This is a genomic window from Pseudomonas sp. C9D1, assembly GCF_056491235.1.
The window spans coordinates 2,398,735-2,412,340 of sequence record NZ_JBSZIE010000002.1; the positions used below are offsets into that span (position 1 = coordinate 2,398,735).

Consider the following 13,606-nt stretch of genomic DNA (forward strand, 5'->3'; position numbering starts at 1 on the left):
CATGGTCACACCTTTATGAGCGGCACTCGAATTGGAACCGATAGCCCTGTACAACGCAACAAAAGTGTATAGGTTTATCGAACACCTGATCAGCAGTCGCTACAGCACAAGGTAAAGAGGTAACCATGAGCACTCCCATCGCCATCATCGGAACCGGCCTCGCGGGCCTTTCCGCCGCCCAGGCGCTGCATGCCGCCGGGCACGCCGTGCAGCTCTTCGACAAGAGCCGCGGCAGTGGCGGTCGTATGGCCAGCAAGCGCAGCGACGCCGGTTCGCTCGACCTCGGCGCGCAGTATTTCACCGCCCGTGACCGCCGCTTCACCGAAGTCGTCCAGCAATGGCGCGACCGCGGCTGGGTCGCCGAGTGGACGCCCACCCTCTACAACTTCCGCAACGGCACCCTCTCGCCCTCCCCGGACGAACAGGTGCGCTGGGTCGGTACCCCACGCATGAGCGCCATCACCCGGGCCCTGATGGGCGCGCTGCCGGTGAACTTCAGCTGCCGCATCACCGAGGTGTTCCGCGGCGAGCAGCACTGGAGCCTGCAGGACGCCGAGGGCCAGAGCCACGGCCCCTTCAGCCACGTCATCATCGCCACCCCCGCGCCCCAGGCCACCACCCTGCTGGCCGCCGCCCCCAAGCTCGCCGGGGTCGCCGCCAGCGTCGCCATGGAGCCCACCTGGGCCGTGGCCCTGGCCTTCGAGAAGCCGCTGGAGACACCCGTCGAAGGCTGCTTCGTGCAAGGCAGCGGGCTCGACTGGGTGGCGCGCAACCGCACCAAGCCCGGTCGCGACAACAGCCAGGACACCTGGGTGCTGCACGCCACCAGCGCCTGGAGCCGCCAGCACCTGGACCTGCCCAAGGAAGCGGTGATCGAGCAGCTCTACGGCGCCTTCGCCGAGCTGATCGGCTGTGCCGTATCGCCGCCAGCCTTCACCCTGGCCCACCGCTGGCTCTACGCGCGCCCGGCCCAGGCCCACGAATGGGGCGCCCTGGCCGACGCCGACCTGGGGCTCTACGCCTGCGGCGACTGGTGCAGCTCCGGCCGCGTGGAAGGCGCCTGGCTGAGCGGGCAGGACGCCGCCCGCCGCCTGCTCGAACACCTCTAACGGTCGCACACCGTCCCATCGGCGACCCCGGACAGGTCGCCGAAAAAGTTGTACAAGACTATTGATTTGTACAATGACACGCCTATCATGAACACAGGTTGTACAAATAACATAACCTGTACAAGTTCATCCGAGGCACCGCATGTCCAGCGCCCCCACTGCCCAGCCCCCCAAGATCGGCATCAGCGCCTGCCTGATGGGCGAGGAAGTCCGCTTCAATGGCGGGCACAAGGAATCCCGACTGTGCAGCCAATTCCTCGCCCGCCACCTGGAATTAGTCCGCGTCTGCCCGGAGGTCGGCATCGGCCTCGGCACGCCGCGCCCGACCCTGCGCCTGGTGGGCGACCCCGCTGCCCCGCGCGCCGTGGGCAGCCGCGACGAGCGTGACGTCAGCGATGCCCTGCGCGACTACGGCCGGCAGACCGCCGAGCGCCTGGACGACCTGGACGGCTTCATCTTCATGCAGAAGTCACCTTCCTGCGGCCTATACCGCGTCAAGGTCTACCAGGACAACGGCTACCCCGCCGAAGGCGGCGGGCGCGGCCTGTTCGCCGAGACCTTCTGCGCCGCCCGCCCCGACCTGCCGGTGGAGGAAGAAGGCCGCCTGTGCGACCCGGTGCTGCGGGAGAATTTCCTCACCCGCGTCTACGCCCACGCCGATTGGCGCGCCCTGCTGGCCGAGGGGCTGACCCGGCGCGGCATCCTCGAATTCCACGCCCGCTACAAGTACCAGCTGATGGCCAGCGACCCCGCGCGCTACCGCGCCCTCGGGCGGATGCTCGGCAGCATTGGCGAGCACCACCCCGAGGAACTGGCACCGCGTTACTTCAGCGAGTTGATGAAGGGCCTCAGCCGCTGCGCCACCCGGGGTACCCACAGCAACGTGCTGCAGCACATCAGCGGTTACCTGAAGGGCGCCCTGGGGCGTGACGAGAAGGCCGAGATGCAGCGCCTGATCGAGCAGTACCGCACCGGCATCGTGCCGCTGGTGGTGCCGCTCACCCTGCTCAAGCACCACTTCGCCCGCCACCCGCATCCCTACATCGCGCAGCAGGCCTACCTGCAGCCGCATCCCGAAGACCTCAGCCTGCGCAACGCCATCTAGCCATGGACGATTACGACGACACGCCGCTCGACGGCGACTTCCAGGCCGCACTCGCCCGGGGCCTGCTGCCCATCCGCGAGGTGGCGCGGCTCACCGGCGTCAACCCGGTGACCCTGCGCGCCTGGGAACGCCGCTACGGCCTGGTGCTGCCCCAGCGCACCGCCAAGGGCCACCGCCTGTATGCGCCGGAGCATGTGGCGCGCATCCACGCCGTGCTCACCTGGCTCGACCGTGGCGTACCGGTGGGCCAGGTGAAGGGGTTGCTGCGGGGCGGTCAGCACGCCGGACTCTCGTCTTCCTCGCTGTGGGACGAGCAGCGTCATCAGTTGCTGGAGGCCATCGGCGCCCTGGCAGAGCGCCGCCTCGACGAGCGCTTCAACGCCGCGTTGTCGATCTACCCCCCGCTGACGCTGTGCCAGCAACTGCTGCTGCCCCTGCTCGAAGCACTGGAAACCCGCTGGGGCGATGCCTATGGCGCGCGCCTGGAGCGGGTGTTCTTCAACGCCTGGCTGCGCAGCAAGCTGGGCGCGCGCATCTACCACAACAACCGCCAGCATGGCGGCGCCCCGCTGTTGCTGCTCAACCCCTGTGAACACCCCATGGCGCCGGGCCTGTGGATAAGCGCCTGGCTGGCCAGCAATGCCGGCTGCGCGGTGGAGGTGCTGGAGTGGCCGATACCCGCCGCCGAGCTGCCCCTGGCCATCGCCCGTATCGAGCCCCGCGCCCTGCTGCTGTATGCCGAACAAGCCCTGGCCGGCCCCAGCCTGGCGCGCCTGCTGGCCGACCACGGCTGCCCGCTGGTGCTGGCCGGGCCCGCCGTGCGCATCCACCAGCGCGAGCTGCAAGAGCTGGCCGCACAAGGCATCCGTCCCCCTCTCGCCGACGACCCGGTCGCGGCCCTGCAAACCCTGTCCAGCCTTGGTGTGCTGGCCAGGCCCGAGGATCTTCCATGCGCCAACTGATGTGGTTCCGCTGCGACCTGCGCATCCAGGACAACACGGCCCTGTCCGCCGCGATGGCCGCCGGGCCGACCCTGGCCCTCTACCTGCTCAGCCCCGGCCAGTGGCTGGAACACGACGACGCCCCGGCCAAGGTGGATTTCTGGCTGCGCAACCTGGCCTCGCTGCAGGCCGAGCTGGCGCGCCTCAACGTGCCGCTGCTGATCCGCCGCGCCGACCTCTGGGACGAAGCCCCGGAAGCCGTCGCCCGCCTGTGCCACGAGCACCAGGTCAGCACCGTGCACGTCAACGAGGAGTACGGCATCAACGAGAGCCAGCGCGATGCCGCCGTGAAGGCACGCCTGCAGGCCGACGGCCTGCGCCTGCGCAGCCATCTCGACCAACTGCTGTTCAAGCCGGGCAGCGTGCTGACCAAGAGCGACAGCTACTTCCAGGTCTTCAGCCAGTTCCGCAAGGCCTGCTACGCGCGGCTGCACAGCGCCCTGCCCCACAGTGCGCCGCTGCCGAAAAAGCAGGAGCCGCTGGATATCGAAAGCAGCGCCGTACCCGCCACGGTGAAGGGCTTCCACAGCCCGCCTGCCAGCCTGCAAGCGCTCTGGCCCGCCGGCGAAGAGGAAGCGGGCCGCCGCCTGGAGGCGTTCGCCGACCAGCAGATCGAGCACTACCAGGACGAACGCGACTTCCCCGCACACCCCGGCACCAGCCAGCTGTCGCCCTACCTCGCCGCCGGCGTGCTGTCGCCAAGGCAATGCCTGCATGCCGCGCTGCGCAGCAACCAGGGCGAGTTCGAGTCGGGCAACGCCGGCGCCGTCACCTGGATCAACGAACTGCTCTGGCGCGAGTTCTACAAGCACATCCTCGTGGGCTACCCACGCGTCAGCCGCCACCGCGCCTTCCGCGCCGACACCGAAGCGCTGCGCTGGCGCGATGCCCCAGAAGACCTGGAAGCCTGGCAGCAGGGGCGTACCGGCATCCCCATCGTCGACGCGGCGATGCGCCAATTGCTGGCCACCGGCTGGATGCACAACCGCCTGCGCATGGTGGTGGCCATGTTCCTCACCAAGAACCTGCTGATCGACTGGCGCGAGGGCGAGCGCTGGTTCATGCGCCACCTGATCGACGGTGACCTGGCGGCCAACAACGGCGGCTGGCAGTGGAGCGCCTCCACCGGCACCGATGCCGCGCCCTACTTCCGCATCTTCAATCCGGTCAGCCAGTCCCAGCGCTTCGACCCGCAAGGGGTGTTCATCCGCCAGTGGCTGCCGGAGCTGGCAAGCCTGGACAAGAAGGACATCCACGACCCGGCCGCCCGTGGCGGGCTGTTCCTGCCGGAAGGTTATCCACAGCCGATGGTGGACCTCTCCTCCAGCCGCGACCGGGCCATCGCCGCGTTCCGCAGCCTGCCCAAGGCGGTCACGGCATGAGCGCCTTCCTGCAACGTTTCGCCGAGGACTTCGCGCGCCTGGGCCGCGACAACCTCGACTTGCTCGCCACGCTGTACAGCGAGGACGCCCAGTTCACCGACCCGCTGCACCATGTCGAAGGGTTGCCCGCCATCCGCCGCTACTTCGCCGGGCTCTACGAGAACGTCAACGACCTTAACTTCGAGTTCCACGGCTATGACCAGGCGGGTGAAGGCCAAGGCTACCTGCGCTGGACCATGACCTATCGCCACCCACGCCTGGCAGGCGGCCGCCCGATTGCGGTGGAAGGCTGCTCGCACCTGCGCTGGAACGAACGGGTGTACTACCACCGCGACTACTTCGATGCCGGCGCGCTGCTCTATGAACACGTGCCGCTGCTGGGCGGGGTGGTCCGCTTGCTAAAGGGGCGACTGGCATGAACGACTCCCGACGCATCTGGCTCACCGGCGCCAGCAGCGGCATCGGCGCCGAACTGGCCGAACTGCTGCTCCGGGACGGGCACCGTCTCGCCCTCAGCGCCCGCCGCAGCGGCCCGCTGGAAACCCTGCAGCAGCGCTTCCCCGAGCAGGTACTGCTGGTGCCGGGCGACCTGACCGACGCCGCCCAGGTCACCGCCATGGGCGAACGCATCGCCCGGCACTGGGGCGCGCTGGACTGCGCGATCCTTAACGCCGGCACCTGCGAATACCTGGAGGCCGGGCGGTTCGACGCCGACCTGGTCGAGCGCGTGGTAGCCGCCAACCTGCTCGCCCCGGCGCGCTGCATCGAAGCCGCCCTGCCCCTGCTGCGCAAGGGCGAACGGCCGCACCTGGTCGGCGTGGTCAGCGCCGTCACCCACTTCGCCCTGCCTCGCGCCGAAGCCTATGGCGCCTCCAAGGCCGGCTTGCGCTACCTGCTGGAATCCCTGCGCGTGGACCTGGCCCACGAAGGCCTCGACGTCACGCTGGTGAGCCCCGGCTTCGTCGACACGCCGCTGACCCAGCGCAACGACTTCCCCATGCCCATGCGCTGGTCGACGCAACGTGCCGCGCACCACATCGTCCGGCGGCTGCAGCGGCGGCCGCTGGAAATCGCCTTCCCGGGCCCCTTCATCCTCGCCCTGCGCCTGCTCGCCCGGCTGCCGGCGCGGGTGCGCCTGGCCCTGGGCCGACGCCTGGCCCGTAACGGAGCTCCCCAATGAAAGTCGCCATCATCGGCAGCGGCATTTCCGGTCTCACCTGCGCCTGGTTGCTGGCCCGCCAGCACGATATCCAGCTGTTCGAAGCCAGCGACTGGATCGGCGGCCACACCCACACGGTGGACGTGCACCTGCAAGGGCGTGACTACGCCGTGGACACCGGCTTCATCGTCTTCAACGACTGGACCTACCCCAACTTCATCCGCCTGATGGAGCGCCTGGGCGTGGCCAGCCAACCCACCGAGATGAGTTTCTCGGTGCACGACCCGGCCAGCGGCCTGGAGTACAACGGCAACAACCTCAACAGCCTCTTCGCCCAGCGGCGCAACCTGCTCTCGCCGGGTTTCTGGGGCATGCTGCGAGAAATCCTGCGCTTCAACCACGACGCCCAGGCGGACCTCGACGCGGGCCGCATCAACCCCGCCATCACCCTCGGCGACTACCTGCGCATGGGCGGTTATGGCGAGCGCTTCCGCGATCACTACCTGGTACCGATGGGGGCGGCGATCTGGTCCATGCCGCTGGACGACATGCTGGCCTTCCCGCTGCAGTTCTTCGTGCGCTTCTTCAAGAACCACGGCCTGCTATCGGTCAACGACCGCCCGCAATGGCGGGTGATCAGCGGGGGCTCGCGCAGCTACGTGGCGCCACTGACGGCCAGCTTCGCCGACCACATCCGCCTGTCCTGCCCGGTGACCTGGGTCGAGCGCGATGCCGAGGGCGTGACCCTGCACAGCGCCGCCGGCAGCGAGCGCTTCGACAAGGTGGTATTCGCCTGCCACAGCGACCAGGCACTGGCCCTGCTGGCCCAGCCGAGCGCGACCGAGGCCGAGGTACTGGGCGCCCTGCCCTATGCCGACAACGAGGTGGTGCTGCACACCGACACGCGCCTGCTGCCGCGCCGGCCACTGGCCTGGGCCAGCTGGAACTACCGCCTGGGCGGCCCTCGCCAGCGTCCGGCGGCCGTGACCTACAACATGAACATCCTCCAGGGTATCCAGGCGCCGGAGACCTTCTGCGTCAGCCTCAACCAGGGCGAAGCCATCGACCCCGCGCGCGTCCTCGCCCGCTTCAGCTACGCCCATCCGCAGTTCAGCCTCGAGGGCGTCCGCGCCCAGGCGCGCTGGGAGGAGATCAACGCCAAGCAGCACAGCTACTTCTGCGGTGCCTACTGGGGCAACGGCTTCCACGAGGATGGCGTGGTCAGCGCCCTGCGCGTGGCCCGCGAGTTCGGGGAATCCCTGTGAACAGCGCCCTCTACAGCGGCTGGGTCAGGCACCGGCGGCACCAGCCCCGGGCCCACGCCTTCCGCTACCGCATCGGCCTGCTTTACCTGGACCTGGACGAGCAGGAACAGGTGCTCGGCCTCTCACCCCTGGCCGGGCACGGCCGCTTCGCGCCCTTCGCCTTTCGCGAGCGCGACTTCCTGCCGCAGTTCACCGGCGCCGGCATGACCTTGGCCGAGGCGGTGCGCCAACGCGTGACCGAGGCGCTGGGCGTTCGCCCCGAAGGCGCCATCTGCCTACTGGCCCAGGCGCGCAGCTGGGGGCTGGCCTTCAACCCGGCGAGCTTCTTCTACTGCCATGACGCCGACGGAACGCTGATGGCGATCCTCTGCGAGGTGACCAACACGCCCTGGCGCGAGCGCTACCACTACGTGGTGCCGGCGCAGGGCGAGGGCCACCAGCGAGTGCGGGTGGACAAGGCCTTCCACGTGTCGCCCTTCCTGCCCCGCGAACTGGAGTACCGCATGGCCTTCAGCCCGGTGGGCCCACGCCTGGCGGTGCACATGGAGGACTGGCAGGGCGACACCCGGCTGTTCGACGCGACCCTCGACCTGGAGCGCCACGAACTCGATCGCGCCAGCCTGCACCGCTACCTCGCACGCTTTCCCTGGATGACGGCCAAGACCGTCCTGGGCATCTACTGGCAGGCCCTGCGCCTGCTGCTCAAACGCCTGCCTCTGTTCTCCCACCAGGCGGCGGACGGCGCCTACCGCGTCGCCACCACGCATTCGAAGGAGCATCACCATGAAGAGCACTAGTCTCGGCATCAAGCCGGGCCTGTTCGGCACCACCGGCCTGGCCGGCGGCCTGTTGCGCCGGCTGGTGCTGGCCCAGCTGGAAGGGCTGCGCCACGGCCAGTTGACCGTGCTGGAGGACGGCGAGGAACGGGTCTTCGGCGACGCTCAGGCTGAACTCAGGGCACGTATCGAGGTGCAGGATGCGGCGGTCTGGCCGCTGGTGGCGGCCAACGGCTCCATCGGCTCGGGGGAGGCCTATATCCACGGTTACTGGACCACGCCGGACCTCACGGCGGTGATCCGCGTGTTCGTCGCCAACCTCGATGTGCTCGACGGCATGGAACGCGGCCTGGCTTTGCTGGGGAGGCCCCTGGTGCAGGGCCTGCACTGGCTCAACCGCAACACACGGGCCGGCTCGCGGCGCAACATCGCCGCCCATTACGACCTGGGCAACGACCTGTTCGAGCAGATGCTCGACCCGACCATGATGTACTCCGCCGCGCAGTTCGCCAGCCCCGAGCAGAGCCTGGAGCAGGCCCAGTTGAACAAGCTGGAACGCATCTGCCGCAAGCTCGACCTCAAGCCCGACGACCACCTGCTGGAGATCGGCACCGGCTGGGGCAGCATGGCGCTCTACGCCGCCACCCACCACGGCTGCCGGGTGACGACCACTACCCTGTCCCGCGAGCAGTACGAGTACACCCGCCAGCGCATCGAGGAGCAGGGCCTGCAATCACGCGTCACCCTGCTGCTGCAGGACTACCGCGACCTCGACGGGCGCTTCGACAAGCTGGTCTCCATCGAGATGGTCGAGGCGGTGGGCCACCGCTTCCTGCCCGCCTATTTCAAGCAGTGCGCACGCCTGCTCAAGGACGACGGGCTGATGCTGCTGCAGGCCATCACCATGCGCGACCAGCGTTACGAGCAGGCCAAACGCAGCGTCGACTTCATCCAGCGCTACATCTTCCCCGGGGGCGCCCTGCCCTCGGTGCAGAAGATGCTGGAGGTGATCACCCGCGACAGCGACATGAACCTGCTGCACATGGAGGACTTCGGCCCCCACTACGCACGCACCCTGCGCCACTGGCACGACAACCTGCGCGCAGCGCGCGGGCGCCTGGAGCAACTGGGCTACGACGAAACCTTCTACCGGCTCTGGGAGTTCTACCTGTGCTACTGCGAGGGTGGCTTCCTGGAGCGCGCCATCGGCACCGCGCAACTGGTGCTGGCCAAGCCCGGCGCGCGCCCGCCGTCATTGCTCGGCCGCCTGGATGCCTAGGCAGCTGGCCAATGCGGCGCTGTTCCAACTGGGCTGGTTCGCCTGCCTGTTCGCCGCCAACCAGCCGCTCCTGCTGCTGGTGGCGCCGGCGATCCTGGCGCTGCACTTCCTCTGCATCGGCTCCTGGTCGGAGGATGGCCGCCTGGTGATCGCGGTGACGCTGCTGGGCAGCCTGCTGGACTGCCTGTTGCTCAACCTCGGCCTGTTCGACTTCGGCTACGGCGGGCACCTGATCCCGCCCTGGCTGGTATTGCTCTGGGCACTGCTGGGCACCACGCTCAACCATTGCCTGGCCTGGACTGCCCGGCCCTGGTGGCTGGCCAGCCTGCTGGGCGCCATCGCCGCACCGCTGTCGTACCTGGCCGGCGCGCGCGTGGCCGGGGTCGGCCTGCCCTTCGGCACGCTGCCGAGCCTGCTGGTACTGGCGCTCATCTGGGCGGCGCTGCTACCTCTGCTGCATCGCCTGGCGAGGCAGTTGAAGCGGCCAAGGCCGAGCACCTGATCGCCCCGGCAACCGGAGCGCATGCCTTTGCCGTAAACTCCGCGCCCATGAGCCCTTCGCTGATTCCCGTCCAACAACTGCCTGCCGCCCCCGAGATCACCTGCGCCACCTGCGCCGCCTGCTGCTGCCAGCTGGAAGTGATGCTGATCACCGACACCGGCGTGCCCGAACGCTTCATCGAAACCGATGACTGGGGCGGCGACGTCATGGCGCGCCTGGACGACGGCTGGTGCGCCGCGCTGGACCGCGACACCATGCTCTGCACCATCTACGAAAACCGCCCGCTGATCTGCCGCGAGTTCGAGATGGGCGAAGCCGATTGCCTGGATGAGCGCCGGGGGATCGACAGCGCCTACGGACGCGTGGTCTGACCGGTACCTGGCCCCCGGAATGGCCCCGGGCTGAAGCCCGGGCTACGCGGGGCAGCACCCGTCGCGAATGAATTGGCTCTGTCTGCGTTAGCTGTTGTGGTTTTAATGCAAGCGCTCAAGCACGGTGCTATCCGGGCATTTATGGATTTCTTCCACCTCCACAGCATGGGTTTCGCTTCGCTCTACGCCATCCTACGAAAGCCGCCGCTACGTGCACGTTGGGTTGGTGCGCACATCAATGCGTGGATTTGAGCAGATAAAGTTGGAGCAGCCGCCAACGCCCCTCCAGGAGGCCGAACGCAGTCGTTGCGCCGGGGGACGAGCGGCATGGATGCCGCGAGGCGCGCCAGGCCATGGATGGCCCATCGCGCCGGCCCCCAGAGCGGCGATGGAGTGAGGGAACCCGACGCAGTCGGGCCGGATGATGGGGCAAGCCCTTTTGGTTCCTTTTAAGGCGATTGTTAAAAGGGACTCGCCCGGGTGGGCGAAACCAGAAGCATCACCAGAACTCGGCAATCAGCTGAGCTCAAATCCTCTAGCAACACTTAACGCAGACAGAGCCAATGAATTCGCTCCTAAGGCCGCACCGCCAGGTGCTCAGGGTTATCCACAGGCCATAAAAAAACCGGGCGCTGGGCCCGGTTCTTCGTGTCACTCGCGCTTAGAAGGAAACGCGGTAGTGCAGGCTGTACGCCTCGACGCCATCGTTCGGCTGCTTGATGCCGGCGTTGGAGTAGTGGATGGCGCGAACGCCGACTTCCTGGTTGCTGAAGCGCAGGCCGGCGCCGATGCGGTCTTCGAACTGGAAAGAGGAGCCCAGCTCGTTGTCTTCCAGTTCGGTATTGGCGAACAGGGCGACACCGATGCCGGCTTCGACATAGGGCTTCACGGTTTCACCGGCGAATTCGTAGACGAACACCGGTGCGAAGGAAATGCTGTGATTGCTGGAGGTCTTGTCGCCGTCCCAGTAGGTGTAGCCGGCATCCCAGTAGCCGGTCAGGCGACCGACGTCGGTCTGGAACCAGCTGGTGGAGAAATCGAACTGGGTAGCGAGGCGATAGACCATGGTCGATTCGCCGGTCTGACCAACATCGAGAGAAACATCAGCTGCCTGTGCCGCAACAGCTTGCCCTACGCAAATGGCTGCAACGGCAGCCAAAGAGAACAGTTTCTTCATGGAAACTTCCTTATTCAGACTTAATCGACAGGTTAAAACGTACGAATTGGAGCGATTATAGATACGTTTGGACTAAGAGAAAGACGGCTACCAGCAAGTTCAAGGTTTTTTTAAAAGCCGAGATCCGCCACGCAAACGCTCTCGTTTCCCCATAGTGCAGGCAGCACATTCTGCATCGCTGCAGGCTCACCGCTGCTCCAGAAACGACAGGCTTGAGCCGGCCCGCGCGCCAGCAGGTCACGGGCTTCGAGCAGGCGTTGCAGCTGCCGCGCCACCGCGGCGCCGGTGTCCACCAGGCGTACCGACTCGGGGACCATGCCGGCCAGCAACGGACGCAGGAAGGGGTAATGGGTGCAGCCGAGGATCAGCGTGTCGCAGCCCTCGGCCAACAGCGGCTGCACGTAGCTCCAGAGCAGCGCACGGGTCGCCTCGCTGTCGAGGTCGCCTATCTCGATGCGCTCCACCAGGCCCGGGCAGGGCTGGGTGACCACACGCACGTCATTGGCGAACCGGTCGAGCAGCGCGGCGAACTTGGCGCTTTTCAGGGTACCGGTGGTGGCGAGCACGCCGACCACGCCGGAGCGCGTGGCGGCCGCTGCGGGCTTGACCGCCGGCTCCATGCCGACGATGGGCAGCTGTGGATAACGCGCCCGCAGGTCGGCGACCGCCGCCACCGTGGCGGTGTTGCAGGCCAGCACCAGCGCCTTGGCACCACGCTCCAGCAGGAAGCGGGTGATCGCCTGGCTGCGCTCGCGGATGAAGTCCTGGCTCTTCTCGCCATAGGGGATATAGCCGCTGTCGGCCACATAGAGCAGGGATTCATTGGGAAGCAGGCCGCGGATCTCACGCAGCACGGAGAGGCCGCCAACGCCGGAGTCGAAGACGCCGACGGGGGCCTGATCAGGCATGCCCATTCCCACAGACGGTACAGCCCGGATCGCGCTTGACCCGCAGCTCGCGGAAGCGGCTGCCGAGGGCGTCCACCAGCAGCAGGCGGCCCACCAGGGGCTCGCCGAAACCGGCCAGCAGCTTGAGTGCTTCCAGGGCCTGCAGGCTGCCGACCATGCCCACCAGCGGCCCGACCACACCGGCTTCGCTGCAGGTCAACTCGGCTTCGCTGCCGTGGCCATAAAGGCAGTGGTAGCAGGGGCTATCGTCGCGTCGCGGGTCGAACACCGAAAGCTGGCCTTCGAGGCGGATCGCAGCGCCGGAAACCAGCGGCTTGCGCGCGGCCACGCAGGCGGCGTTGACCGCCTCGCGGGTGCCGAAGTTGTCGGAGCAGTCGAGCACCAGGTCCACGGCCGAAACAGCGGCAGCCAGGGAGTCGACATCCAGCGCGGCACGGTGAGGCACCAGGCGCACTTCGGGGTTGAGCGCGGTGAGACGAGCCATGGCCGAGTCGACCTTGGGCTGCCCGACGCTCTGGCTGTCGTGGATGATCTGGCGCTGCAGGTTGGTCAGGTCGACGCTGTCGAAGTCCGCCAGGTGCAGCTCGCCGACACCGGCAGCGGCCAGGTAGAGAGCGACCGGCGAGCCGAGGCCACCGACACCGACGATGAGTACACGGGCCTGCTTCAGGCGCAGCTGGCCATCGACGTCGATCTGCGGCAGGAGGATCTGCCGGCTGTAACGCAGGAGCTCTTCGTCGCTCAGCATGGCAGGCGGCCCAGGCTGATGCGTTCGTGGCCGCCCAGGTCTCGACGGCTTTCCACCGCCTCGAAGCCCTGGCGGGACAGCAGCTCGCGCACGGCGGCGGCCTGGTCGTAGCCATGCTCCAGCAGCAACCAGCCACCGGCATTCAGGTGTGCAGGGGCTTCGCTGATGATCAGGCGGATGTCGTCCAGCCCGTCGGCACCGGAAACCAGTGCACTGGCCGGCTCGAAACGCACGTCACCTTCGCTCAGGTGCGGGTCGCGGGCGGCGATGTAGGGCGGGTTGCTGACGATGAGGTCGAAGCGCTCGCCAGTCAGGGCGGAGAACCAGTGGCTCTCGCGGAATTCGACGTTGTCCAGCTTCAGGCGCACGCGGTTGCGTTCGGCCAGGGCCACGGCATCACTGATGCGGTCAACGCCGATCAGGCGCCAGCCCGGGCGCTCGCTGGCCAGGGCCAGGACGATGGCGCCGCTGCCGGTGCCCAGGTCGAGCACGCGGGCGGGGGTGGCCGGCACCAGGGCCAGGGCACTTTCCACCAGCAGCTCGGTGTCGGGGCGCGGGATCAGGGTGTGCGGGGCGACCTCCAGGTCCAGGCTCCAGAAGCCCTGCTGACCGAGGATGTAGGCCACCGGCTCGCCGTTGCGCCGGCGCTCCAGGTAGCTGGCGTAAAGCTCGGCGGCCTCGCCACTGACCACGCGCTCGGGCCAGGTATGCAGGAAGCTGCGCGGCTTGCCCAGGGCGGCGGCGAGCAGCAGCTCGGCGTCCAGGCGGGCGCTCGGCGAGCCCGGCAGGCGGGCCTCGCTGAGCAGGCTGGCGATGATGGTCAC

At 67.9% G+C, this 13,606-nt stretch carries 15 protein-coding genes; 11 read left to right on the forward strand and 4 right to left on the reverse strand.

Annotated elements, in window-relative coordinates; all coding sequences use genetic code 11:
• The first annotated feature begins 125 nt into the window (after nucleotides 1–125).
• The 11 genes from ACXI0U_RS19295 (at nucleotide 126) to ACXI0U_RS19345 (ending at nucleotide 9,949) form a co-directional block, all read left to right on the forward strand.
• Nucleotides 126–1,109: an NAD(P)/FAD-dependent oxidoreductase gene (locus ACXI0U_RS19295; protein ID WP_021222249.1), complete on the forward strand. Its 984-nt coding sequence runs from the start codon at nucleotides 126–128 to the stop codon at nucleotides 1,107–1,109.
• 142 nt (nucleotides 1,110–1,251) lie between these two features.
• Complete coding sequence (locus tag ACXI0U_RS19300; RefSeq protein WP_431482699.1) at nucleotides 1,252–2,214, forward strand: YbgA family protein; 963 nt, start codon at nucleotides 1,252–1,254, stop codon at nucleotides 2,212–2,214.
• Between the two features lie 2 nt (nucleotides 2,215–2,216).
• Nucleotides 2,217–3,176 carry a MerR family transcriptional regulator gene (locus tag ACXI0U_RS19305; RefSeq protein WP_350447016.1) on the forward strand — a complete coding sequence of 320 codons (960 nt, stop codon included), beginning with the start codon at nucleotides 2,217–2,219 and terminating at the stop codon, nucleotides 3,174–3,176.
• A complete protein-coding gene (gene phrB / locus ACXI0U_RS19310) occupies nucleotides 3,164–4,597 on the forward strand; it encodes a deoxyribodipyrimidine photo-lyase (RefSeq protein ID WP_479550697.1) in 1,434 nt (477 codons plus the stop codon). The genes ACXI0U_RS19305 and phrB overlap by 13 nt, the downstream gene beginning before the upstream one ends.
• Nucleotides 4,594–5,016: a nuclear transport factor 2 family protein gene (locus ACXI0U_RS19315; RefSeq protein WP_021222245.1), complete on the forward strand. Its 423-nt coding sequence runs from the start codon at nucleotides 4,594–4,596 to the stop codon at nucleotides 5,014–5,016. The genes phrB and ACXI0U_RS19315 overlap by 4 nt, the downstream gene beginning before the upstream one ends.
• On the forward strand, nucleotides 5,013–5,777 hold the full coding sequence (locus ACXI0U_RS19320) for an SDR family NAD(P)-dependent oxidoreductase (protein ID WP_431482701.1): 765 nt from the start codon (nucleotides 5,013–5,015) through the stop codon (nucleotides 5,775–5,777). The genes ACXI0U_RS19315 and ACXI0U_RS19320 overlap by 4 nt, the downstream gene beginning before the upstream one ends.
• Entirely contained in the window at nucleotides 5,774–7,021 is a 1,248-nt protein-coding gene (locus ACXI0U_RS19325; protein WP_021222243.1) for an NAD(P)/FAD-dependent oxidoreductase, read from the forward strand. The genes ACXI0U_RS19320 and ACXI0U_RS19325 overlap by 4 nt, the downstream gene beginning before the upstream one ends.
• On the forward strand, nucleotides 7,018–7,818 hold the full coding sequence (locus ACXI0U_RS19330) for a DUF1365 domain-containing protein (RefSeq protein WP_479550698.1): 801 nt from the start codon (nucleotides 7,018–7,020) through the stop codon (nucleotides 7,816–7,818). The genes ACXI0U_RS19325 and ACXI0U_RS19330 overlap by 4 nt, the downstream gene beginning before the upstream one ends.
• Nucleotides 7,805–9,076 (forward strand): class I SAM-dependent methyltransferase, encoded by a 1,272-nt coding sequence (locus ACXI0U_RS19335; RefSeq protein ID WP_184487375.1) that lies wholly within the window; start codon nucleotides 7,805–7,807, stop codon nucleotides 9,074–9,076. The genes ACXI0U_RS19330 and ACXI0U_RS19335 overlap by 14 nt, the downstream gene beginning before the upstream one ends.
• The gene (locus tag ACXI0U_RS19340; RefSeq protein WP_374978922.1) at nucleotides 9,069–9,578 is read left to right on the forward strand and encodes a DUF2878 domain-containing protein; all 510 of its coding nucleotides are present in this window, start codon (nucleotides 9,069–9,071) and stop codon (nucleotides 9,576–9,578) included. Before ACXI0U_RS19335 ends, ACXI0U_RS19340 begins: the two co-directional genes overlap by 8 nt.
• A 47-nt stretch (nucleotides 9,579–9,625) precedes the next feature.
• Nucleotides 9,626–9,949: a YkgJ family cysteine cluster protein gene (locus ACXI0U_RS19345; RefSeq protein WP_184487373.1), complete on the forward strand. Its 324-nt coding sequence runs from the start codon at nucleotides 9,626–9,628 to the stop codon at nucleotides 9,947–9,949.
• 661 nt (nucleotides 9,950–10,610) lie between these two features.
• Here the strand turns inward: ACXI0U_RS19345 and ACXI0U_RS19350 are convergent.
• The 4 genes from ACXI0U_RS19350 to prmC all read right to left on the reverse strand — a co-directional run bounded on the left by ACXI0U_RS19350 (nucleotide 10,611) and on the right by prmC (nucleotide 13,606).
• Complete coding sequence (locus ACXI0U_RS19350) at nucleotides 10,611–11,126, reverse strand: acyloxyacyl hydrolase (RefSeq protein WP_316926493.1); 516 nt, start codon at nucleotides 11,124–11,126, stop codon at nucleotides 10,611–10,613.
• A 110-nt stretch (nucleotides 11,127–11,236) separates the two neighbouring features.
• Nucleotides 11,237–12,034 carry a glutamate racemase gene (gene murI, locus ACXI0U_RS19355; protein WP_316926492.1) on the reverse strand — a complete coding sequence of 266 codons (798 nt, stop codon included), beginning with the start codon at nucleotides 12,032–12,034 and terminating at the stop codon, nucleotides 11,237–11,239.
• Nucleotides 12,027–12,782, reverse strand: coding sequence for a molybdopterin-synthase adenylyltransferase MoeB (locus ACXI0U_RS19360; RefSeq protein WP_479550699.1), 756 nt, complete (start codon nucleotides 12,780–12,782; stop codon nucleotides 12,027–12,029). The genes murI and ACXI0U_RS19360 overlap by 8 nt, the downstream gene beginning before the upstream one ends.
• The gene (gene prmC / locus ACXI0U_RS19365) at nucleotides 12,776–13,606 is read right to left on the reverse strand and encodes a peptide chain release factor N(5)-glutamine methyltransferase (RefSeq protein ID WP_479550700.1); all 831 of its coding nucleotides are present in this window, start codon (nucleotides 13,604–13,606) and stop codon (nucleotides 12,776–12,778) included. Before prmC ends, ACXI0U_RS19360 begins: the two co-directional genes overlap by 7 nt.